Source organism: Aeromonas sp. S2(2024), from assembly GCF_041402505.1.
GTDB lineage: Bacteria > Pseudomonadota > Gammaproteobacteria > Enterobacterales > Aeromonadaceae > Aeromonas > Aeromonas media.
Genome location: NZ_JBGLRL010000011.1, coordinates 76854 through 100444 on the forward strand (window position 1 = coordinate 76854; position 23591 = coordinate 100444).

Annotated in this window: 19 protein-coding genes and 1 tRNA gene; 11 read left to right on the forward strand and 9 right to left on the reverse strand. The window is 61.8% G+C overall.

Annotation, left to right across the window (positions count from 1 at the left end):
• Window positions 1–20: 20 nt before the first annotated feature.
• The 7 genes from ACB039_RS13100 (at window position 21) to ACB039_RS13130 (ending at window position 8745) form a co-directional block, all read left to right on the forward strand.
• A complete protein-coding gene (locus ACB039_RS13100; RefSeq protein WP_371165838.1) occupies window positions 21–1100 on the forward strand; it encodes a polyamine ABC transporter substrate-binding protein in 1080 nt (359 codons plus the stop codon).
• A 76-nt stretch (window positions 1101–1176) separates the two neighbouring features.
• Window positions 1177–2331: a polyamine ABC transporter ATP-binding protein gene (potA, locus tag ACB039_RS13105; protein ID WP_005328474.1), complete on the forward strand. Its 1155-nt coding sequence runs from the start codon at window positions 1177–1179 to the stop codon at window positions 2329–2331.
• Window positions 2328–3233 (forward strand): ABC transporter permease subunit, encoded by a 906-nt coding sequence (locus tag ACB039_RS13110; RefSeq protein ID WP_043128697.1) that lies wholly within the window; start codon window positions 2328–2330, stop codon window positions 3231–3233. Before potA ends, ACB039_RS13110 begins: the two co-directional genes overlap by 4 nt.
• A complete protein-coding gene (locus ACB039_RS13115) occupies window positions 3230–4072 on the forward strand; it encodes an ABC transporter permease subunit (RefSeq protein WP_025328719.1) in 843 nt (280 codons plus the stop codon). Before ACB039_RS13110 ends, ACB039_RS13115 begins: the two co-directional genes overlap by 4 nt.
• Window positions 4073–4161: 89 nt before the next feature.
• Window positions 4162–4887 carry an MOSC domain-containing protein gene (locus tag ACB039_RS13120; protein ID WP_317841673.1) on the forward strand — a complete coding sequence of 242 codons (726 nt, stop codon included), beginning with the start codon at window positions 4162–4164 and terminating at the stop codon, window positions 4885–4887.
• 140 nt (window positions 4888–5027) lie between these two features.
• Window positions 5028–5104 (forward strand) — tRNA-Pro (locus ACB039_RS13125).
• 668 nt (window positions 5105–5772) lie between these two features.
• Window positions 5773–8745, forward strand: a complete 2973-nt coding sequence (locus tag ACB039_RS13130) for a hypothetical protein (protein WP_371165839.1) — start codon at window positions 5773–5775, stop codon at window positions 8743–8745.
• A 718-nt stretch (window positions 8746–9463) separates the two neighbouring features.
• Here the strand turns inward: ACB039_RS13130 and ACB039_RS13135 are convergent.
• On the reverse strand, window positions 9464–9991 hold the full coding sequence (locus tag ACB039_RS13135; protein ID WP_043128692.1) for a hypothetical protein: 528 nt from the start codon (window positions 9989–9991) through the stop codon (window positions 9464–9466).
• 123 nt (window positions 9992–10114) lie between these two features.
• Window positions 10115–10579: a thioesterase family protein gene (locus ACB039_RS13140; protein ID WP_005328457.1), complete on the reverse strand. Its 465-nt coding sequence runs from the start codon at window positions 10577–10579 to the stop codon at window positions 10115–10117.
• Between the two features lie 133 nt (window positions 10580–10712).
• Here ACB039_RS13140 and recQ point away from each other — a divergent pair, with 133 nt between their 5' ends.
• On the forward strand, window positions 10713–12536 hold the full coding sequence (gene recQ, locus ACB039_RS13145) for an ATP-dependent DNA helicase RecQ (protein ID WP_005328456.1): 1824 nt from the start codon (window positions 10713–10715) through the stop codon (window positions 12534–12536).
• A gap of 187 nt (window positions 12537–12723) precedes the next feature.
• Here recQ and ACB039_RS13150 read toward each other — a convergent pair whose 3' ends face one another.
• Entirely contained in the window at window positions 12724–13026 is a 303-nt protein-coding gene (locus ACB039_RS13150; protein WP_042649191.1) for a cytochrome c, read from the reverse strand.
• Window positions 13027–13130: 104 nt separating this feature from the next.
• On the opposite strand from ACB039_RS13150, the gene ACB039_RS13155 reads away from it, so the two are divergent.
• From ACB039_RS13155 to ACB039_RS13165, 3 genes are all read left to right on the forward strand, one after another.
• Entirely contained in the window at window positions 13131–14558 is a 1428-nt protein-coding gene (locus ACB039_RS13155) for a YdiU family protein (RefSeq protein WP_371165840.1), read from the forward strand.
• 10 nt (window positions 14559–14568) lie between these two features.
• On the forward strand, window positions 14569–14874 hold the full coding sequence (locus ACB039_RS13160; RefSeq protein WP_161507709.1) for a DUF3630 family protein: 306 nt from the start codon (window positions 14569–14571) through the stop codon (window positions 14872–14874).
• Window positions 14875–14967: 93 nt separating this feature from the next.
• Window positions 14968–15642 (forward strand): 7-cyano-7-deazaguanine/7-aminomethyl-7-deazaguanine transporter, encoded by a 675-nt coding sequence (locus ACB039_RS13165; protein WP_371165841.1) that lies wholly within the window; start codon window positions 14968–14970, stop codon window positions 15640–15642.
• A gap of 271 nt (window positions 15643–15913) precedes the next feature.
• Here the strand turns inward: ACB039_RS13165 and rraA are convergent, their stop codons facing one another.
• The 6 genes from rraA to nirB all read right to left on the reverse strand — a co-directional run bounded on the left by rraA (window position 15914) and on the right by nirB (window position 23513).
• Window positions 15914–16399 (reverse strand): ribonuclease E activity regulator RraA, encoded by a 486-nt coding sequence (gene rraA / locus ACB039_RS13170; protein WP_005328442.1) that lies wholly within the window; start codon window positions 16397–16399, stop codon window positions 15914–15916.
• Between the two features lie 208 nt (window positions 16400–16607).
• Window positions 16608–18032, reverse strand: coding sequence for a magnesium transporter (mgtE, locus tag ACB039_RS13175; protein WP_161507707.1), 1425 nt, complete (start codon window positions 18030–18032; stop codon window positions 16608–16610).
• A 144-nt stretch (window positions 18033–18176) separates the two neighbouring features.
• Window positions 18177–19583, reverse strand: coding sequence for a siroheme synthase CysG (gene cysG, locus ACB039_RS13180; protein WP_171269364.1), 1407 nt, complete (start codon window positions 19581–19583; stop codon window positions 18177–18179).
• 12 nt (window positions 19584–19595) lie between these two features.
• On the reverse strand, window positions 19596–20408 hold the full coding sequence (gene nirC / locus ACB039_RS13185) for a nitrite transporter NirC (protein WP_171269363.1): 813 nt from the start codon (window positions 20406–20408) through the stop codon (window positions 19596–19598).
• A gap of 134 nt (window positions 20409–20542) precedes the next feature.
• Window positions 20543–20860 carry a nitrite reductase small subunit NirD gene (gene nirD, locus ACB039_RS13190; protein WP_161507704.1) on the reverse strand — a complete coding sequence of 106 codons (318 nt, stop codon included), beginning with the start codon at window positions 20858–20860 and terminating at the stop codon, window positions 20543–20545.
• A gap of 106 nt (window positions 20861–20966) precedes the next feature.
• Window positions 20967–23513 (reverse strand): nitrite reductase large subunit NirB, encoded by a 2547-nt coding sequence (gene nirB / locus ACB039_RS13195; protein ID WP_263684636.1) that lies wholly within the window; start codon window positions 23511–23513, stop codon window positions 20967–20969.
• Window positions 23514–23591 lie beyond the last annotated feature (78 nt).

Consider the following 23591-nt stretch of genomic DNA (forward strand, 5'->3'; position numbering starts at 1 on the left):
ATGAGGACTGATAAGTGCACATGACCAAGATGGCAACGCTGGCCCTGACTCTGGGGTTTGCAAATCTGACCCAGGCAGCCCCTGTGGTTCATTTTTACAACTGGTCCGATTATATCGGCGAGACCACCCTCAGTGACTTTCAGCAGAAGACCGGGATCAAGACCGTCTACGACGTCTTTGACTCCAACGAGACGCTGGAGGGCAAGCTGCTGACCGGCCGCACCGGTTACGATCTGGTCGTGCCTTCCAACAATTTCCTGGCCAAGCAGATCAAGGCGGGGGCCTTCCAGAAGCTGGATCCCGCCCTGCTGCCCAACCTGAGCAACCTGGATCCCCTGCTGCTCAAGCAGCTCGACAAGGTGGATCCGGGTCATCAGTACGCCGTGCCCTATCTGTGGGGCACCAATGGCATCGGTTACAACGTCGACAAGATCAAGGCGGTGCTCGGGGTCGACAAGATCGACTCCTGGGCCATCATCTTCGAGCCGGAAAACATGAAGAAGCTCTCCCATTGCGGGGTGGCCTTCCTCGACTCGGCGGACGAGATGATCCCGGCGGCCCTGAACTACCTCGGCCTCAACCCCAACAGCCATGATCCGGCGGAGCTCAAGCGTGCCGAGGAGCAACTGCTCAAGGTGCGCCCCTACGTGACCTACTTCCACTCCTCCAAGTACATTGGCGATCTCGCCAACGGCGACATCTGTGTGGCGGCGGGCTTCTCCGGCGACATACTACAGGCGGCGGCCCGGGCCGACGAGGCGGGCAAGGGGATCAAGATTGCCTACAGCATCCCCAAGGAGGGGGGCAATCTGTGGTTCGACATGATGGCGATCCCCTCCGATGCCACCAACGTCAAAGAGGCGCACGCCCTGATCAACTATATTCTCGAGCCGCAGGTCATCGCCAAGGTGAGCGACTACGTGGGCTACGCGAACCCGAACATCAAGGCGGGAGAGTTCATGGACAAGGCCGTGCGCGATGACGAGTCTGTCTATCCCCCCCAGGCGGTGCTGGAGCGTCTGTATGTGCAGGAAGCACATCCCCGCTCGGTGCAGCGCCTGATCACCCGGAGTTGGACCAAGATCAAGTCCGGAACCTAACCTTGGCGCCCATCCCGGGGCGCCAGATTGTATTGATGGATCGGCCCCGGCCGGTATCACCTTTGGGAGTTTGGTAATGGCGATAGCCTCCAGTGCCTACAAGAAAGCCCTCGAGGGCAGCCAGCAGCGTAAAGAAGTGCTGGTCAAAATAGACAGGGTAAGCAAGCAGTTCGACGAAACGCTGGCGGTCGACAACGTGTCTCTCAACATCCACAAGGGCGAGATCTTCGCCCTGCTGGGTGGTTCAGGTTCCGGCAAGTCCACCTTGCTGCGGATGCTGGCCGGGTTCGAGCGCCCCACCGAGGGGCGGCTGTTCCTGGATGGGGTCGACATTACCGACATGCCGCCCTATGAACGTCCCATCAACATGATGTTCCAGTCCTACGCCCTGTTTCCCCACATGACGGTGGCGCAGAACATCGCCTTCGGCCTCAAGCAGGATGGCCTGCCCAAGGCAGAGGTCGACGCCCGGGTGGAGGAGATGCTTAAGCTGGTGCAGATGACCCAGTATGCCCGCCGCAAACCCCACCAGCTCTCCGGTGGTCAACGCCAGCGGGTCGCCCTGGCCCGGTCGCTTGCCAAGCGCCCCAAGCTGCTGTTGCTGGATGAGCCCATGGGGGCGCTGGACAAGAAGCTGCGCTCCAAGATGCAACTGGAGCTGGTGGAGATCATCGAACGAGTCGGCGTAACCTGCGTCATGGTGACCCACGATCAGGAAGAGGCCATGACCATGGCGGAACGGATCGCCATCATGCACCTCGGCTGCATCGAGCAGATCGGCAGCCCGATGGACATCTACGAAACCCCGGCCAGCCGGCTGGTGTGCGAGTTCATCGGCAACGTCAACCTGTTTGACGGCCTGCTGGTGGAAGATGAGCAGGACCACGCCACCATCGCCTGCGCGGATCTGGAGCAGCCCATCTACGTGGGCCATGGCATCAGCTCCCGTGCCGAGAACAAGAAGGTGACCTACGCCCTGCGGCCGGAAAAATTGCTGATGAGCCTGCACAAGCCGGAGGAGATCGAACATCCGGACTTCAACTGGACCAAGGGTGAGGTCTATGACATTGCCTATCTGGGCGGCCACTCGGTTTATCACATCCAGCTGCCCTCGGGCAAAATCGTTCAGGCTTTCATCGCCAATGCCGAACGCCACGGCAAGCGGCCAACCTGGGATGACCAGGTGTTCCTGTATTGGGAAGATGACAGCGGCGTGGTGCTGCAATCATGAAGGCATTGAGACGACTCAAGCAGATGGGGGGACGCCAGCTGGTGATCGGCATCCCCTTCTTCTGGCTATTCCTGTTCTTCCTGCTGCCCTTCGTCATCGTGGTGAAGATCAGCTTCGCCGAAGCGGATGTGGCGATCCCGCCCTACACCGACGTGGTGACCTGGGCAGACAGTCAGCTCACCATCTTGCTCCACATGGGCAACTACCTGCTGCTGCAGGAGGATGAGCTCTATATCGCGGCCTATCTGGGTTCCCTCAAGATGGCCTTCATCAGCACGCTTCTGTGCCTGCTGATCGGTTATCCCATGGCCTACTCCATCGCACGGGCCAACAAGGAGACCCAGACCGTTCTGCTGTTGCTCATCATGATGCCGACCTGGACCGCCATTCTGATCCGGGTCTACGCCTGGATGGGCATCCTCAGCAACAACGGCCTGCTCAACAGCTTCTTGCTGGGGATTGGGGTAATAGACGAGCCCTTGCAGATCCTCAACACCAACCTGGCGGTCTACATCGGCATCGTTTACTCCTACCTGCCGTTCATGGTGCTGCCGCTCTATGCCAATCTGGTCAAACATGACCAGAGCCTGCTGGAGGCGGCCTCCGATCTCGGCGCTCGCAACCTGACCCGGTTCTGGCAGATCACGGTGCCGCTCTCCAAGAACGGCATCATCGCCGGTTGCATGCTGGTCTTCATTCCCGTGGTGGGCGAGTTCGTCATCCCCGAGATGCTGGGCGGCCCTGAGACCCTGATGATCGGCAAGGTGCTGTGGCAGGAGTTCTTCAACAACCGCGACTGGCCGGTGGCGTCCGCCCTGGCGGTGGTGATGCTGGCGGTGCTGATCATTCCGATCATCCTGTTCAACCGCAACCAAGCCAAAGAGCTGGAGGGGAAAGTATGAGGCGCTTTGGTTTTGCCAAGCTGATGCTCTGGCTGGGGCTGCTGTTCATCTACCTGCCCATGATCATCATGGTCATCTACTCCTTCAACGCCTCCAAGCTGGTGACGGTGTGGGGGGGCTGGTCCCTGAAGTGGTATTTCGGTCTGCTCGACAACAAACAGTTGATTGGCTCCGTGTTCCGCTCTCTGGAGATCGCCTTCTACACCGCCATCGCCGCGGTGGCGCTGGGGACTGTGGCCGCCTTCGTGCTGACCCGGATCCCCCACTTCCGTGGCCGTACCCTGTTTGGCGGCATGGTGACGGCACCCCTGGTGATGCCAGAGGTGATCACGGGTCTGTCGCTGCTGCTGCTGTTCGTGGCCATGGCCCAGCTGGTGGGCTGGCCCGCCGAGCGGGGCATGCTGACCATCTGGATTGCCCACACCACCTTCTGTACCGCCTATGTGGCGATCGTGGTGTCGGCCAGGCTGCGGGAACTGGATCTCTCCATCGAAGAGGCGGCCATGGATCTGGGGGCCAAGCCCTGGAAGGTGTTCTTCCTCATCACCATCCCGATGATAGCCCCGTCACTGGCGGCGGGGGGCATGATGTCGTTCGCCCTGTCGCTGGATGATCTGGTGTTGGCGAGCTTCGTCTCCGGCCCAGGTTCTACTACCCTGCCGATGGAGGTGTTCTCGGCGGTGCGCCTCGGGGTGAAACCCGAGATCAACGCGGTGGCGAGCCTGATCCTGCTGTCGGTGTCGCTGTTCACCTTCGGCAGTTGGTACCTGATGGCGAGGGCGGAGAAACGCCGCCGTGCCGAGATTGCCATGACCACCCAGATGCAGGCCGTCGCCTGACCCCGGGGCTGTTGAGGCGGTCACGCGGCTTGCGCTGACGGCTCAACAGCCCCTAAGATCCGCATTCTCTCATCCGTCAGGAGCATGGAATGCGGATCTCCCTCTTTATCGGCCAGAGCGCCGAGATGAATGCCGAACTCGCCCCCGGACTCGTCAGTGCCATCGACAAGCATGAGGCAGGCCATCCCCTGTGGTGCAGCTTCTCGGGCCTGGAAGGCGATGAGCAGAGCGACAAACGCCATCACGGCGGTCCGGACCGCGCCCTGCACTACTATCCCGCGGATCACTACCCCTGGTGGAAGACTTGGCAAACCGCGCTGGGCCTGCCTGCCCCCCGAGCCTCCTGGCAGCCGGCGGCCTTTGGCGAAAACCTCTCCGGCCTCGGATTGACCGAGGCGCAGGCCTGTATCGGTGATGTCTATCGCCTCGGCGCAGCCCTGGTCCAGATCAGCCAGCCGAGATCCCCCTGCTTCAAGCTCAATCAACGTTTTGGCTACTCGCACCTCTCTCAGGTGATGCAACTCACCGGTCGCTGCGGCTGGTTGCTGCGGGTGCTGGAGGAAGGGCGAGTGGATCCGGTGGATGCGCTGCTGCTGATGGACAGGCCCTATCCCGAGCTGACGGTGAAGCGCACCGCCGACATCCTGTTCAATCAGGCCCGCCACGAAGGAGACCTGCAACTGCTGCTGGAGAACCCGGCGCTCTCTCCCAATTGGCGGCAGCATGCGGCCCACTGGCTGGAGCACGGGGTCGTTGCCGATTGGAGTCGGCGTCTGCTGGGACCAGCCGAGTTTCAGCTGCCGCTAAAGGCGTAACCGAGTACCGGGATGAGCCCGGTGCCCCTGATCGCCATGAAACGCTGGATTATTGAGCGTAAAGCCTTTTTTTTACGGCAGATGCAAAAAAAGGCTTGTGTCATGTCGGGGCTTTCGGTAAATTCTCGCCCCGCAGACATCGGTGTGTAGCGCAGCTTGGTAGCGCACTTCGTTCGGGACGAAGGGGTCGGAGGTTCGAATCCTCTCACACCGACCACATTGGAAAAGGCCGCTCATCGAGCGGCCTTTTCGCTTTTGGAATGCCCAGGGCCATGAGGCATCTCCCCTGCATCTCCTCGTCATTGTCCTTCCTTGTCTGGTCCATCATCCCTTATGCAAAGGCATGCTTCCCGGGACGGTCACGCACATCCGGTTCACTCCCCCTTGAGCCGGGCACCCTGCTCCTCCACCGCCTTTGCCAGCACCAGACGTTCATCGACGGATCCCCTTCAAACGGCAATCCCCCTGTGGTGGCTCCTCGGCTCGCCGTGCACATGGCGCGTCGCACTGACGGTCTGCTGGACACGATGTCGAGCCTTCACACCGTCGCGACGACACAGATTGGCTTGGAGGCAGGTATCGCAGCAGGGCGATGGCACCTCAGACATCGCCACCACGAGTATCAATCGCGATACAGCATCTCCCATGCTCGTTTGGTTCAATTATCAAAGACTTGTGGTCAATTTCGACGGGTAGCGCGGTACCGTGTGTTTCACTGCTGTGACATGCCTGATGGCAAGAATTCGTAACTCCTTGTTTTTAAACACCATATCTACTGGCATACGACTTGCTCTATCGCTCTCGTCATGACGACCGGCGGTCGTGGGTGCTCGTGTCGAACGACACTTCCCGGCCACACAAGGACAACGTCAAGGAGACATCGACATGTTCGTCAGCAAACGATGGAAGACGACGCTGGGGGCCGTGCTCGCGCTCGGGCTGCTCGGCCCGGCGCAGGCCGCCGACCCCGTTGGGGTGCAGACTACCTTGGAGGGATGTCGCAAAGATGCGAATTTCACCTTCCCCGATGGCGGCCCCTTTATCTGCCCCGACGCGGACTACACCACTGGCAACCTGGGCAAGACGTGGAACGAACTCGACCTCGTTCCTTATCGCATCACGCTGCAGGCCGGTAATTCCGCCCCTGCCAGCCAGATGTACACCCTTGGTGTGGTACTGGACAACGAGGATGCAAGTAAACCCGGATATGACATTATTTCGGCCCCGGTACTGAATGTGGGCAAATCGAGTGCGTCCTGTGCGGCAGCACAGTCGACGCCGCAAACCCCCAAGAACCCCGGCATCGGTGGCACAGACATTTCCATTTACCGACTGATCACGGTCACACAGGCGAAAAATACCACCTGTGTCTATGACTATTACGGCCGGTTGGCCCTGGGATCGCACCTGTTCCCGGGTTCATCGCTGCACGCCAATCTCCTGGCCGAAGATCTCGGCACCGGAGGGGCTGGTGCACGCGACGTCTCCATCCCGGTGAAGGAGATCGAGCCGCAGGAGATTTCCAAGACGATGACGGCCCACCAGGGCGCGGAGCAGACCTGGAATATCTCCAAGGGGACCGAAGACTCGCTGGACTTTGGCAACGTCTGCCGCAGTGATGCGCCGACGTCCCTTCCCGTCCAGATCACGGTCACCTGGACCAAGGCGGAAGTCATCGGCGGCAAGGTTGCGGTCAACATAGTGTTGAATGCGAAGAATCCAGCCGCGCGTACGATCACCGTCGAGTTGACCGACAAGCTGTACAAGGGTTCGGACAACACCGGTACCCTGCTCGATACCTATAACGAGGGTCAATTCGACCTCGCTGCCGGTTTCAATGGCATGGTCGCCGAATTCACGGTCGAATTCGACGCAGCGACGGCGGGCAAGGTTGGCGACTGGCTGCACAACGAGGTATCAGGGACCTATACGGACAAGGCTACTGGCATCCCGGTCCCGGGCACCACGACGGCGGTCGCGAACGCCCAGATCCAGCAGGGTGAGGTCACCAATGCTTCGACGACCATCAAGGACGTGGAGGAGATCGACGGCATGGGTCTGATGTATGCGGTCGGGGTCCCGTCATTCGGCGACTTCCTGGATGGCTACATTGCGGACACGCAGACGGACGGCGAGGTAGGGTGGCAGACGACTGGTCAGACAGACAGTGGTTCTATCACCTTTGACAAGATGGTTTATCTCGACGATCCCAAGCGCGTCACGACGGGCATGTTGAGAGACACCGCCTACCTGACCGCCTCGGACGGATTTGCTGCCAGCACCAACGAACTGCAGATCCCGATCGCCTCATCGGTCATGGCCAAGCTCATGATTGAGAAGAGCATCCCCAACTTCCTGGATGCGGGTGAAAAACTCGAGGTGACATTCCACATTACCCGAGCCAATGATGGATCGTTCAGCAAGACCAAGGTCATTACCTTCACGGGGGGAGGCGCGACGACGCAATCCGTCACGGCGTGGGGCCTGGTTCCCGACACCTATTATGTCGAAGAGGTGAGCAGCGTGTTCTTCGCCGCAGGCAGTGACACTGGCGTCCCTGTCGGTCTGGCTGACCCGCGCGACCCAGCCGAGTATCCGAACCCCAGGACGGTGGATCTCCAGCTCGAAGACGGCATCGCGACCCATTGTTCGGCAACTGTCGACTTCCAGAATGTGCCAACAACCGAACCGGCCAAGGCGCAGGTGCAGAAGACCACTGAGCCGGTACTCGAAAACTCGGATGACGACTACTACTGGACCTTCAAGTTGTATGGTCCGGATGGCGGGCTGTTGAGTATGCAAGATGTCGGTGCGGGTGCAGGCCCTTCGATGTTCCAGACCGCTGGCCTCGATCTGCTCCTCACTAGCGAGGGTACCTATACCGTGGTAGAGACGGCCAAGGCGGGTTGGGATCTGGTTTCGGCCAACCCGGATTCGCCGATTCAGGACAAGGTCTGCGACTTCGTGGTCGACTACCCGGAGGATGCAGGCAAGGTCTTCTCCTGTTCGTTCCTGAACCGTGAACGCGGCAAGGCACAAGTCCTCAAGACCATGAATGGCCTCCCCGACTTGGGCAGCTACTCGTTTACCTTCGTGCTGCGGCAGGGGGCTACCACCTTCTCCGTCGGCGAGACCCTGGAGTCGATGTCGGCCAATGCCGGGAACGGCGGCACCCTGGTGTTTACGCAGGAGCTCATCCCAGGCCAGACCTATCAGATCTGCGAGATCATGCTGCCGGGGTGGCTCAGCAGCTTCGGAACCTTTGTTCCGAATGCGTTCATGCCACCGGATGGCGTAGTCATCAACCCGAATATCGACAACAGTATTCTCTGTGGCGACTTCGAGGTGGGGCCGGGTGAAACGAAGGTGTTCAATATCGACAACACACCGCCCCCAGGCGGCCGTGCATTGACCATCGGTTTCTGGCGGAACTGGGCGTCCTGCGCCAAATCCAATGGCAAACAGGAACCTGTGCTTGATCAGACGCTGGCCTCCTTTGCCGGTGGCGGGGTCTATATCGGCAACCTGTTCGTGGATACCTGCCAGGAGGCCGTACGTATCCTGAGCAAGCAGGATGTCGGGAGCGGCAAGCAGAAGTCGAGTGATCCGGCGTTCAACATGGCAGCGCAACTGCTGGCTGCGAAGCTGAACGTGCAAGCCGGGGCGGGGCAGTGTCCGAATGCCGTCACAGCGATGGTTGCAGGCCAAGCCATTCTTGATGGACCGCCGCCCAGCTACGCGGTGAACTTCACCGGGATGGGGGATTATCCGAAGAAGGGCCAATTCGCGGCCGAGGCAAACAACCTCGCCACGACACTGGACCAGTACAACAACAACTATCTGTGCACTGGACCGTAACGGTGTAGCATCGTTGCGTTCAACCGAGGGGCCCGATACAAGCGGGCCCCTCTTCTTTGTGTCTGCGATCCTCGGCGAAGGTGACTTGCGGTTGGCAGCACGACAAGTGGTGACCGTACTGCTCGCGCCAGAGGCGGTGCAAAGCACGATGCAGTACGACGCGATGACATAGTGAAGCAGGAACATGGTGTTGGCATGTCAGACGTTGCGGGACTGACTACCTGTGCTTCCCACTGCTTCCTCTGCCGTCGCGACATACGGCATGGCACCAAGGCGCCAGCCATTGCAATCGGCGGCCTGGCCTGAGCTGGCAGGCAAATTCGATGTTCACCTCATCTGGGTGCACCTATGGTGCGATGTGCCTTCCGACCAGGTTATCTCCCGATCGCCAGCTCATCAGCCCTCAGATCATCGAGGCCCTGCGCGGCCAAGACCTCAAAGATCCGCCTTGCCGTGGCTCACCATGCAGCTCTGTGCTGGTGAGTCGCATGGGGTTCAATGGGTTGTCTTTCGCATTGGGCTATTTGCCTTGGCCGTGATAGGCAGACGCATGGTCGGTATGCAGAGGAGGTTGCCCGGTGCGGAATGCCGCCCATTAAAAGGGCCACCGCTCGGTGGCCCTACAGGTGGAGTCTGATCCTGACTCCGGCACTCTAGATTGTGGCAATCTCGTTGTGGGTCTTGTCGATGGTGCCCTCCTTGCGCCCGGGGCGCATGATCAGATATGCCAGTGTTGATGCCGCAACGCCTTGAAGCCGTGCTGAGTTTGCAGAGCCGCATGCTTGGGGTACTCACTAATGAAATGTGCTATTCCCTCCATCAGTTGTGAACGCAGCGAAGACACGGGCTCATGCCAGGCCTGCAGGCAGAGATGGCCGGGGATCAACTGCTCTCGATACGCTTCCAGCAGTTGCTCTGGCCAGGGTTCGATACCGGGATCATGACGCAGTAGATAGTGGGCGGCGGGTTCACGGGCATAGATGAACTGAACTTGGGCCAGGTCGCGTTGGCTTAGCGTTTGGCTGCCGATGTGGCAAGTCAGATATTTCCCCGTCTTCAGATTCAGGAAGTGACCGCGTTGCCGACAGGCAATGATGCGATACCAAGGCAGGGGTGAACAGAGAGAATACCCCTCCAGCTCCTGTTCCAACCAGTGATGGCACTCGGGTGTCTGCACTTCTTCGCGCATAGACTCGAGCTGTGTCAACAAGGCTCTGGATGGTTTGGTAGCCAGCATCGCGCTCATCGTCTGCAATCCTCCCTCTGCACACAATCCCGACTTTCAGTATGGACCCTGGCCGGTGGAGGGGGTAACAATTCTAATGATTAAAATCAGCTTAGAAGCGCACTTTTTATGCAATAAAGGCCATTAGCCGACCAGATAGGTGCCGGTGCCAAAGGCGATGTGGGTCCCTTCTTCGTTGTGCAGTTCCATACGGGCGACGGCGACCTTGCTACCGGCGCGGATGATGTGGGCGGTGGCGATGAACTCGTTGCCGCGGCCGGGTCGCAGATAGTCGATTCGCAGGTCTATGGTGCCGAGGCGGGAAAAGCGCTCCTTGAGGTAGCTGGGGGAGAAATCCTCCAGCTCGTCGATGCAGGAAGCGGCGACTATCATGCCACCGGCCACATCCAGCAGGCTGGCGGTGACGCCGCCGTGCAATATGTTGTGAAAGGGGTTGCCGATCAGCTTGTCATCCATCTTGATGCGTAGCTCCACTTTCTCGAAGTCATAGTGGGTCACCTGCATGCCGATGAGCTTGTTGAACGGCATCTTCTCGGCGAACAGATTGGCAATGCCACTGAGCGCCATCTTCTTCAACATCTGTTTCATTCTCTGATACCGATCCCTGTCATCAAAGCCGAGTAAAAACTCCAGCCAGTCTGCAACACTTCCTTAACAGTCGCAATGGCAGGTTTATTGTGGGCGGCGGCTGCTTTAGAATGGCGACCCCAAAGGAGAGCCCATGACCGCCATTGCCGACACCTTGCCCGATACCCCCCTTGCCCTGCTGCAGGCGGTCTTCGGCTACCAGCAATTTCGGCCGGGCCAGCTCGAGATCATCGAGCAGATAGTGGCGGGGCGCGATGCCCTGGTGCTCAAGCCCACCGGTGGCGGCAAGTCCCTCTGTTACCAGATCCCGGCGCTGCTGCGCCCCGGGCTCGGAGTGGTGGTCTCGCCCCTCATTTCGCTGATGAAGGATCAGGTGGACAGCCTGCGGGCCAACGGCGTGGCAGCGGTCTATATCAACTCCGCCCTGAGCCGGGAGGAGATGGTCCAGAACTTTGCCGCCATGCGCCGTGGCGAGATCAAGCTGGTCTATGTCTCCCCCGAACGGCTGCTGCAGCACGAGTTTCTGGATCGACTGGCAGAGTTGCCCCTCGGGCTGTTCGCCATCGACGAGGCCCACTGCGTCTCCCAGTGGGGCCACGATTTTCGGCCCGAATACGCGGCGCTGGGACGGCTCAAGCAGTGGTTCCCCCAGGTGCCTGTGGTGGCGCTCACCGCCACTGCCGACGAGGCGACCCGCAGCGACATGCTGCATCGCCTCGAATTGCACGATCCCTTCATCCACACCGCCAGCTTCGACAGGCCCAACATCCGTTACAGCCTGGTGGAGAAGTTCAAGGGGGCCGAGCAACTGCTGCGCTACGTGCAGAGCCAGAAGGGCAACTGCGGCATCGTCTATTGCTCCAGCCGCAACCGGGTGGAGGAAGTGGCAGAGAGGCTCTCCCGCCATGGCTGCAAGGCATCGCCCTATCATGCGGGCCTGCCGCTGGATCAGCGGCTGCGCACCCAGGATGCCTTCCTCAAGGACGATGTCGAGATAGTGGTGGCGACGGTGGCGTTCGGCATGGGGATCGACAAGCCGAACGTGCGCTTCGTGGTGCACTACGACATCCCCAAGAATATCGAATCCTACTATCAGGAGACCGGCCGGGCCGGCCGCGATGGGACCCCGGCCGAGGCGCTGCTGCTCTATGATCCCGCCGACATTGGCCGGGTGCGACGCCTGCTCGACAACATCGAAAACCCCCAGCAGTTGCAGGTGGAGCAATACAAGCTCAACGTGATGGCGGCCTTCGCCGAGGCGCAGACCTGCCGCCGTCAGGTGCTGCTCAACTACTTCGGCGAGTACAACGACAAGCCGTGTGGCAACTGCGACATCTGCCTGGATCCCCCCAAGAGTTATGACGGCACCGAAGATGCCCAGAAGGCGCTCTCCTGCGTCTGGCGGGTGGGTCAGGCCTTCGGGGTAGGTTATGTGGTGGAGGTGCTCAGGGGCTCGCTCAACCAGCGCATCAAGGATCACGGCCACGACAAGTTGTCGACCTACGGCATCGGCAAGGATCAGAGCCACGAATACTGGATGAGCGTGATCCGCCAGCTGATCCACAAGGGGCTGCTGACCCAGAACATCACCCGCAACCTGGTGCTGCAGCTGACCGAGGCGGCCCGCCCCGTGCTGCGCGGTGAGACGACGCTGGCCCTGGCGGTGCCACGCTTGCAGCCCATCTCCAGCCGCAAGGAGAAGCGCAGCGGTCTGCTCGACAATGCCAACTACGACAAGCGGTTGTTCAAGGAGCTGCGCGGTCTGCGCAAGCAGATTGCCGAGGATGAAGAGGTGCCGCCCTACGTGGTGTTCAACGACGCGACCCTGGTGGAGATGGCCCAGCTGATGCCGATGACCGAGGACGAGATGCTGGCCATCAACGGTGTCGGTCACCGCAAGCTGGAGCGCTTCGGAGAGGCCTTTATGGACCTTATCATCGAGTATTGCCGCCGGTAGGGTCGACCCTGGTGGAGATGGGGTCAGTGGCGATGCCGATGACGAGATGCTGACGGTCATCGGCGTCGGTCATCGTTAGCTGGAGCGCTTCGGAGAGGCCTTTATGGACCTTATCATCGACTACTGCCGCCGGTAGGGTCGATCCGCGCAGCGTAATCGACCGCATCGGGGATAGGGCGCCGCTAGGCTACTTCAGGCTGGCATAATAGGCCGCCAGATTCTCCATATCCGCCTCGGTCAGCATCGCCATGAAGGGTGCCATCAATGGCTCTGTGCGGCTACCCTCCTTGAAGGCTTTCATCTGTTTCAGCAGATAGGCAGCGTTCTGTCCGGCCAGATGGGGATAGACGGGGACACTCGCCTTGCCATCCACCCCATGACAGGCGACGCAGACAGTCGCCTTGGCCTTGCCCGCTTCGATGTCGGCAGCCTTGACCTGATGTCCCCAGGCCAGTGCCAGCAGGGGCAGGGCATATATCCATTTTTGCATTGTTTTCTCCGTGAAATGAAATAGCGCGATCGCCTGTTAGCCTGAGCGGGCAGACGGCGGTATAAAGAGTGACACGAGCATACGCAGGGACGAACCACACCACCATGAAGCTGATCAACACTTTCGCCACCGAACTGCCCTGGGCCTGCGAGCCCGTGGCTCCTCAGCCTCTGCGTGCACCCAGGCTGCTGCACCTCAATCAGGGGCTGCTGCGGGAACTGGGGCTGGACGGGATCGGTGAGGCTGACTGGCTCGCCTGCTGCGGGTTGGGGCAGCCGTTGCCGGGTATGCAGCCGGTGGCCCAGGTCTATGCGGGGCACCAGTTCGGTGGCTACAGCCCGCGCCTGGGGGATGGCCGCGCCCTGCTGCTGGGGGAGCAGCTGGCGCCGGATGGTCAGCGCTGGGATCTGCACCTGAAGGGGGCGGGCAAGACGCCGTTTTCCCGCTTCGGCGACGGCCGTGCCGTGCTGCGCTCCAGCATCCGCGAATACCTCGCCTCCGAGGCGCTCCATGCCCTCGGCATTCCGACCACCCGGGCCCTGGTGCTGGTGGGCAGTGACGAGCCCGTCTACCGGGAGCAGGTCGAGAGCGGGGCGACAGTGCTGCGCACAGCGCCCAGCCACCTGCGCTTCGGTCACTTCGAGTACTTCGCCTGGAGCGGCCAGGGGGAGAAGATCCCGGCTCTCATCGACTATCTGCTGCGTCACCACGTCCCCGAACTGGAAAGCGGTGCCGAGCTGTTCGCCGAGGTGGTGCGCCGCACCGCGCGCCTCATCGCCAAGTGGCAGGCGGCGGGCTTCTGTCACGGGGTGATGAACACAGACAACATGTCCCTGCTCGGGCTGACCCTGGATTACGGCCCCTACGGTTTCATCGATGCCTATGTGCCGGATTTTGTCTGCAACCACTCGGATCCGGGTGGCCGCTACGCCCTGGATCAGCAGCCGGCGGTGGGATACTGGAACCTGCAGAAGCTGGCCCAGGCGCTGGCGGGACAGGTGGACGGCGACGCCCTGGCGGCGGCCCTGGCCCAGTACGAGCATCAGCTGATGTTGCACTACTCCGAACTGATGCGCGCCCGGCTTGGCCTGGAGAACTGGGAGGATGAAGACCCGGCCCTGTTCCGTCAGCTGTTCCAGTTGCTGGCGGCGCATCGGGTGGACTATCACCTCTTCCTGCGTCGCCTGGGTGAGCTGACCACCCAGGGGGAGTGGCACGCCAGCCTGCTGGCGCTGTTGCCGGACCGGGCCGCCTGGCAGGAGTGGCTCGAAACCTATCGGGCCCGGCTGGTCCGTGAAGGGAGCCAGGATGCGGGGCGCAAGGTGCGGATGGATGCCGTCAATCCCAAGTACGTGCTGCGCAATGCCCTGGCCCAGCAGGTGATAGACGCCGCCGAGACGGGGAACATGGCGCCGTTCGAGCGGTTGTTTGCCGCCCTGCAGCGCCCCTATGACGAGCAGCCGGAATACGAGGATCTGGCGACCCCGGTGCCCCAGTGGTATTGCGGTGGCGAGCTCTCTTGCAGCAGTTGAGGGACAACAGATGAACTGGCGTGTCACGCAGACAGATCGGGAGGTCGGGGTGGTGTTGCTGGCCTGTTCAGGCCTTGACTGGGACAACTTCCCGGCTCTTGCCGAAGAGCTGGTCGAGGGGTGGGAGCTTATACCGCTCGAGCGGGAGTGGGGCGCTGATCGCCACAGCTGGCTGCTGGAGTTCGAAGGCAGCCGGTTGCGGCTGGAGTATGAGCAGCACAGCGGCTGCTGGCTGGAGGCGGCGCACCCGGACGACAGGGAGGTGGTGCTTTGGCTAGGCCGTCAGCACTCAGCTGCCTCATCGCATAAGGATTGAACTATCCGCGTCGGGGCGTATAATCTCGCCCCTCAATTATCGCTATGGTGGCGGTATGGGTTCCCTAACCCCATTAACCAAAAAGGTCACAACATGAATCTGACCCCTGCTCAGCACCAGACGGCGCTGGTGCGTCTCTCGTTGTTCCACATCCTGATCATCGCCAGCAGCAACTACCTGGTGCAGCTGCCGATCACCATCTTCGGCTTCCACACCACCTGGGGTGCCTTCAGCTTCCCGTTCATCTTCCTGGCCACCGATCTGACGGTGCGGATCTTCGGTGCCGGACTGGCCCGCAAGATCATCCAGACCGTGATGCTGCCGGCCCTGGCCGTTTCCTATGTGCTCTCCGTGCTGTTCTTCGAAGGCAGTTATCAGGGCATGGGCAACCTGGCGGAGTTCAACCTCTTCGTGGCGCGCATCGCCCTGGCCAGCTTTATGGCCTATCTGGTGGGCCAGTTCATGGACGTGGTGGTGTTCAACCGCCTGAGACTGCTCAGGGCCTGGTGGGTGGCACCGGCGGCCTCGACCCTGTTTGGCAACCTGGTGGATACCATCGCCTTCTTCAGCATCGCCTTCTGGCGCAGCACGGATCCCTTCATGGCCGAGCACTGGGTCGAGATCGCGACCGTGGATTACGTATTCAAGCTGCTGATAAGCCTGGGATTGTTTGTACCACTCTACGGCGTGCTGCTGCGCTACCTCAGCCGCAAGCTGGTGGGGGAGACCGGCCTGGCCAGTCTGCAAACGGCCACACGACAAGCCTGACGAGAATGACCACCCGCGCGGTGGTCTTTTTTTTGCACTTTTTACAAATAAGGCTTGCACAGTTAAATGAGAATGATTATTGTTACCTTGTTTTCCGGGAAAGACTTCATTCGTTCCAGCGTGATGGACTTCTTGTGAAGGCACGACATTGCTCACATTGCTTCCAGTTAAGGGGCCAGTTGTTTACTGGCCCTCTTTTTTTGTCTGTTTTTCAGCAAGTTGCAGCCATAAAAAATGGGAGCCTAGGCTCCCATCTTCAGTCTGTGTCTGCTTATTCGATATCGAGCGCATCGGGTGAGAGGATCACCCCTGTGGTGTCGGCGTAGAGGTGATCGTCCGGCAGGAAGGTGACACCGCCGAAGTTGACCGGCAGATCCGTCTCTCCCACATCCTTGTGGTCGGCACCGACCGGGATGGCGGCCAGGGCCTGGATGCCGATGTCGAGATCTTCCAGGATGTCGACCTCGCGCACGCAGCCATAGCAGACGATGCCTTCCCACTCGTTTTCCGCCGCCGTGGTGGCGATCTCACTGTCGATCAGGGCCCGGCGCATGGAGCCGCCGCCGTCGATCAGCAGCACGCGGCCGACGCCGTTCTCTTTAACGACTTCACGGATGAGGCCGTTCGATTCGAAGCATTTGACCGTGGTGATGACGCCGCCGAAAGAGGCGCGGCCGCCGAAGGAGCAGAGCATGGGTTCGAGTACATCCACCATGTCCTGATAGATGTCGCACAGTTCTGAAGTGTTGTATTCCATTGTGTCAGATCCACCGCTGGAAACAGGTGGATTCAGTATAAGGAGTGGGGTTGGCATTTCAACGATTATTCCTTGCCCAGAGGCGGGAATCCCCGTTTTTATCGCGGCAGCAACTCCCGAATTCCTGTGCGGGACAAGGGCCTGCCATCCGGGGCTGCCGGGGTCTGAGGCCACCAGGGCCGGGCACCCTGGTGGCTGCCATCAGGGGTTAGAGCAGGAACAGGGTCGCCAGACCCAGGAAGATGAAGAAGCCGCCGGTGTCGGTGATGGCGGTGATCATCACGCTGGCCCCCACCGCTGGATCCCGCCCCAGCCGACTCATGGTCATGGGGATGATGACCCCCATCAGGGCCGCCACCAGCAGGTTCAGCACCATGGCGAGCGTCATCACGGCGCCCAGGGCCGCATCCTGATAGAGGAAGTAGGTCGCGACCCCCATGGTGCCGCCCCACACTAGGCCGTTGATCAGCGCCACTCCCAGCTCCCGCCACAGCAGGAAGGAGACGTTGCCCGGCTGGATGTGCTGCAGCGCCAAGGCCCGCACTATCATGGTGATGGTCTGGTTGCCTGTGTTGCCGCCTATCCCCGCGACGATGGGCATCAGGGCCGCCAGCGCCACCAGTTGCGAGATGCTGTGCTCGAACAGGCCTATGACCCGGGAGGCCACGAAAGCGGTGCAGAGGTTCAGCGCCAGCCAGGCCCAGCGGGTCTTGACCGCCTTGGCGACAGGGGCGAACACGTCTTCTTCCTCGCTGATCCCCCCCATGCGACGCAGATCTGTGTCGCTCTCCTCATAGACCAGGTCCACCACTTCGGCGACGGTGAGCCGCCCCATCAGCTTGCCCTTGCCATCCACCACGGCGGCAGAGACGAGATCGTCCCGTTCGAAGGTACGAGCGGCGGCTTCATCGTTGTCTTCCGGGTCGAAGGTAACGGGATCCCGCTCCATGACGTTGGCGACCAGGGTATCCGGTTTGTGCAGCAGCAAAGTGGTGAGGGGCAGCTCCCCCTGCAGCCGGTTGCGCCTGTCGGTGACGAACAGCTTGTCGGTGTTGGCGGGGATCTTGCCGAGCTGGCGCAGGTAGCGCTGCACCGTCGCCAGGCTTACCTCGGCGCGCACCGTGATCAGCTCGAAATCCATCATGGCGCCGACCGTGTGCTTGCCGTAGCGGATCACCTCCCGCACCCGGTCGCGCTGGTCGGGGGCCATGGAGGTGAGCAGCCGACCCATCAGGTTGCGAGGCAGGTATTGGCCTAGGTAGATCTGATCGTCGATGTCGAGGCTGCGCAGGGCCTGCAGCAGCGCCTTGTCACTCATGCCGCTGATCAGGCTGTCCCACACCGTCTCCGACGCCTCGACCAGGATCTGGCCATGGCGCTCCGGGTCCACCTGTTGCCAGAGCACGTGGCGCTCGTCCGGGGGCAGGGACTCCAGGGCATCGGCGACGTCGGCGGCCGGCAGGCTGTTGACCAGGCGCGTCAGCTCGCTGGTCTGATCTCGCAGTGCGGCGTCCTGCACCCCTTGAGGATCGAGCAGGCTGTCGGTGAGGGCATCGTCGGCCAGCAGCAGGGTGAGGATGCGGGCTCTGTCGTGTTCACGCTGTTTGGCGCTGTTCTTGGGGGGGAGAGACATGCAACAAGATTCCTGAATTCGGTTGGCCGGATGGCCTTGCTCCATAGGATACCAAATTCAAAACAAGAGGTTATGACAGTCAGCACAGTAAAACAGACGCTGCCCCAGGGCGGCGTCGTCAAACAGGGGCGCGGGAGGACTCCATCAGGCGGATGCCACCGCCGCCAGAGGGGCATTGTTCTGACCGAACCAGGCGAGCTGGTCGGCCAGTGTCACCACAGACCCCACCATGATAAGGGCTGGGCTCTCGACCCCGGCCGCCAGCTCGGGTAACTGGTCGAGGGTGCCGCGAATGACCCGCTGGCTTGGCTGGGTGCCGCGCTCGATCAGCGCCACCGGGGTGTCGCCCCCCTTGCCGTGGGTCAGCAGTTGCTCGCGGATCACGGCGCAAGACGAAAGCCCCATATAGAACACCAGGGTCTGTTTGTCTCTGGCCAGCAGCGGCCAGTCGAGATCCCGGGCGCCCCCTTTGCCGTGGGCGGTGACGAAGCGCACGCTCTGGGCGTGGTCGCGGTGGGTGAGCGGAATGCCAGCGTAGGCGGCACAGCCGCTGGCCGCCGTGATCCCCGGCACCACCTGAAAGCCGATGCCGCTGCCGACCAGCGTCTCCAGCTCCTCGCCGCCACGGCCGAAGATAAAGGGGTCGCCCCCCTTCAGCCGCACCACCCGCTGCCCCTTCTTCGCCTCCTCCAGCAAGAGCTGGTTGATCCCCTCCTGCGGCACGCAGTGATTGCCCGCCTGCTTGCCGACGAAGATACGTTTGGCATCCCGGCGCACCAGCGCCATCACCTCGTCCGAGACCAGCCGGTCATAGACCACCACGTCCGCCTGCTGCATCTGGCGCAGGGCGTGCAGGGTGAGCAGGCCCGGATCGCCGGGGCCTGCTCCCACCAATACCACCTCGCCACCGGTCTGGCTCTCGTCGGCAAACAGGCTGTCGGCCAGCTGATTGGCAGAGGCGCTATCGCCCCGTGCCAGCGCCTGCCCGAGTCGGTCTGCCCCGAGCAGCCGCTCCCAGAAGCGGCGCCGCTCCCCCATGCTGGCGAAGCGGGCCTTGACCCGCTCCCGCAGGCTGCCGGCGAAGGCCGCGACGGCGCCCAGATGCTGAGGCAGCAGGGCTTCGAGTTTTTCCCGCAGCAGCCGGGCCAGCACCGGGGCCTTGCCGCCGGAGGAGATGGCCACCATCAGCGGCGAGCGGTCGATGATCGACGGCATGATGAAGCTGGAGCGTTTCGGGTCATCCACCACGTTGGCAAAGATCCGCGCCTGATTGGCGCTCTGGTAGACCAGGGCGTTCACCTCGCGCCGATCGGTGGCGGCCACCACCAGCCACTTGCCCGTCAGTTGCTGCGGCGCGAATTCACCGGCCAGCCACTCGATGCTGCCGTTGGCAGCCAGTTCCGCCAGCTCGGGGTCGAGCTCGGGCGCCACGACTGTGAGGTGGGCACCGGCATCCAGCAGCAGGCGCGCCTTGCGCTCCGCTACCTCGCCGCCGCCGACCAGCAGCACGGGTTTGTTGTCGAGTCGGCAAAAGATGGGCAAGTAGTCCATGGGGCCTCCTGATCAGGCGGTTTGGGTCTGGCTGGCAGTGGTGGTGGTCTCGCTCACCGCGACCGGGCGCTCAGCCTTGGGGGTGGCATACCAGTAGCCGAGGCCCATGAAGAGGGCGCCGGAGACGGTGTTGCCCAGGGTCACCCACAGCAGGTTGTGGCCGATGCCGCCCAGGGTGTAGGCCTCGGAGTGGGCACCGAACCAGGAGAGGGCGAACAGGGTCATGTTGGCGACCGAGTGCTCGTAGCCGGAGGCGATGAATGCCAGCAGGCACCACCAGATGGCGATGAACTTGGCGGCACCCTCGGTGCGCAGCGCCATCCAGATGGCGAGGCAGACCAGCCAGTTGCACAGCACGCCCTTCATAAACAGGGTCAACGCCGGTGCCTGGGTCTTGGCCAGCGCCACCTTGTGCGCCAGGCTGCCCGCGTCCGGCAGCAGGCTGCCGCCATAGGAGTAGATCAGCGCCACCGCGATGGAGCCGAGCAGGTTGCCGGCCCAGGTCTGCGGCAGGATGCGCAGCAGGTCGGCCATGGCTATCTTGCCGGTCTTCACCCCGAAGGTGAGGAACATGGTGTGGCCGGTGAACAGCTCGGAGCCGGCGATGACAACTAAGGTGAGGGCTATGCCGAAGGTGGCCCCCATCACCAGCGGACGGATGCTCGGATCCACCAGGTTGCCCAGGGTGAAGATGAGGATGATGCCAAGGCCCACATAGGCCCCCGCCATGGCGGAGCTGAGCCAGAAGCCGAGCTTGTCGCTGCGCTCGAAGCTGTTGATGCGGGCCGCGTTGGCGGCGCACTTGTTGATGGTTTCGGTATACATCTTTATTTCCTTCAAGAGGGCCGCCCGCGGGCAGCCCTGATATGCATGGTGTTAGACGGCAACCCAGACCTGCTGGTCGCGTACTTCAACGGGGACGTAGCCCTGTACCGACATGGATCTGGGGTTTGTCGGCATCAGACGGCAACCCAGACCTGCTGGTCGCGTACTTCAACGGGATAGCTTTGCACCGACATGGCGGCGTTCTCGAGGCAGTGGCCGTCGCGCAGACGGAAGTGCTGCTTCTTGAGCGGGCTGGCGACCCAGAGCTCACCCTCGTGTTCACCTATGATGCCGCGCGACAGCACGTTGGCGGCGAAGAAGGGATCCCGGTTGTCGATGGCGAACACCTCGGCGGCCGCGCTCGGGCGGAACAGAGCGATCTGGCGACCTTCAATGAGTGCGCAGACTCCGGTTCCCGGCAGGATGTCGTTGAGTTGGCAGGCGAATTTCATGATTGAACCTCCACACCGAGCGAAACAGGCATATTCTGGCGACCTTCAATGAGTGCGCAGACGCCGGTTCCCGGCAGGATGTCGTTGAGTTGGCAGGCAAGTTTCATCATTTGGTCTCCACCTCGATCTGGTAGACGGGAATGCGCTCGGCAGGGGTAGCCGGTCTGTGCTGGTCGCGCTCGCTGACGAACTGGACGTCCGGGTCGCGCTTGTCGCTGTTGATGAAGTGGCTGAATCGCTTGAGTGCCTCCTCTTCGTTGAGGGTGCGCGACCATTCGCACTCGTAGCTGTCGATCAGGGTCTGGATATCGCGCTCCAGGGTGTCGGCCAGCCCCAGCTTGTCGTCGACGATCACTTCGCGCAGGTAGTCGACGCCCCCTTCCAGGTTGCCGAGCCAGACCGAGGTGCGCTGCAGTTTGTCGGCGCTGGTGACGTAGAACATCATAAAGCGGTCGATCAGCCTGATCAGGGTCTCGCGGTCGAGGTCAGACGCCAGCAGATCGGCGTGGCGCGGCTTCATGCCGCCATTGCCGCCCACATAGAGGTTCCAGCCCGCATCGGTGGCGATGATGCCAACGTCCTTGCCCTGGGCTTCCGCACATTCACGAGTACAGCCGGAGACACCGAACTTCATCTTGTGGGGGGTGCGAATACCCTTGTAGCGGTTCTCGAGGAAGACCCCGAGGCCGACGCTGTCCTGCACGCCGAAGCGGCACCAGGTGCTGCCGACGCAGGTCTTGGCCATGCGCAGCGCCTTGGCGTAGGCCTGACCGGTCTCGAAGCCCGCCGCCAGCAGTTTGCGCCAGATGGCGGGCAGGTCATCCTTCTGGGCTCCGAACAGGCCGATGCGCTGGGCGCCGGTGATCTTGGTGTAGAGCTTGTAGTCGCGGGCCACTTCGGCCACCGCCAGCAGCCCTTCCGGGGTCACTTCACCACCGGCCATGCGCGGGATGACGGAGTAGCTGCCGTCCTTTTGCATGTTGCCGAGGAAGATGTCGTTGGTGTCCTGCAACTGGGTATTGAGCGGGCTCAGCACATAGTCGTTCCAGCAGGAGGCGAGGATGGAGCCGACGGTCGGTTTGCACACCTCGCAGCCATGGCCGTGACCGTGCTTGGCCAGCAGCTCGTCGAAGCTCTTGATCCCCTCCACCTTGACCAGGTGGAACAGCTCCTGACGGGAGTAGGGGAAGTGGGCGCAGAGGTGGTTGTTGACCTCGATACCCTGCTTCACCAGCTCGGCGTTGAGCACCTGGCTGATGAGCGGCACGCAGCCACCACAGCCGGTACCGGCCTTGGTGTGCTGCTTGATGGCGGCCAGGGTGGTGTGACCCTCGGCCACCGCCTGGGCGATGTCGCCCTTGGAGACGTCGAAGCAGGAGCAGATCTGGGCGGTTGAAGGCAGGGCATCCACCCCCAGGGTCGGCTTGGCACCGGCATAGGCGGGCAGGATCAGGGTGTCCGGGTGGCTCGGCAGCGGCAGGGCGTTGAGCATCAGCTGCAGCAGGTTGCCGTAGTCATCCACGTCACCCACCAGCACGGCGCCGAGCAATCGGCTGTTGTCTTCGCTCACCACTATTTTCTTGTAGACGCCAGCCTGGTCATCCTGGAACACATAGCTGTGGCTGCCCGGGGTGCGGCCATGGGCATCGCCGATGGAACCGACGGAGACGCCGAGCAGCTTGAGCTTGGCGCTCATGTCCGCCCCTTCGAAGCAGCTGTCGCCGCCCAGCAGGTGGTCGACGGTAATCTGGGCCATCTTGTAGCCCGGGGCCACCAGGCCGAAGAAGCGGCCCTGCCAGGCGGCGCACTCGCCGATGGCATAGATGTCGGGGTCGGAGGTGAGGCAGTGATCGTCGATCAGCACGCCGCCACGGTCGGCAATGGCCAGTTCACAGTAACGGCCCAGGGTATCCTGCGGGCGGATCCCGGTGGAGAAGACCACCACGTCCACTTCAAGCGTGCTGCCGTCGGCGAAGGCGAGGCGGTGCTGGGCGTCGCGGCCGCCGTGCATCAGGATCTCGCTGGTGCTCTTGCTGGTGTGCACCTGCACGCCCATGGATTCAATCTTGCGGCGCAGCAGCTGGCCGCCCTGACCGTCGAGCTGTTCGGCCATCAGCACCGGGGCAAACTCCACCACGTGGGTCTCCAGACCCAGTGCCTTGAGGGCGCCGGCGGCTTCGAGGCCAAGCAGACCGCCACCGATCACCACCCCGCTCTTGCTGCTCTTGGCGGCGCTGCGGATGGCTTTCAGATCCTCGATGGTGCGATAGACGAAGCACTCGTGGTGCTGGCTGCCCTGAATGGGGGGAACCCAGGGGTAGGAACCGGTGGCCAGCACCAGCTTGTCGTAACCGACCACAGTGCCCTTGTTGGAGTGCACTTCGCGGGTCGTTCTGTCGATTTTTTTCACCGCTTCGCCGAGCAGCAGGCGGATGCCGTGCTTGTCGTAGAAACCGGGTTTGACGAGGGAGAGATCTTCGCTGGTGTGATGGGAGAAGTAGGAGGAGAGATGGACGCGATCGTAGGCGGGACGGGGTTCTGCACCGAAGACGGTGATCTCGTAGCGGCCCGGGTCGGCCCGCTCGATCAGCTCTTCGATGAAGCGGTGCCCCACCATGCCGTTGCCCACAACGACCAGTCTGACTTTGCTCATGGTTGCCTCAATTTTGGAGTAATAAAACATCAATCTGACGTTAGGCTACCCAGTTAGGGGCGGTGGGCAATTGATGTA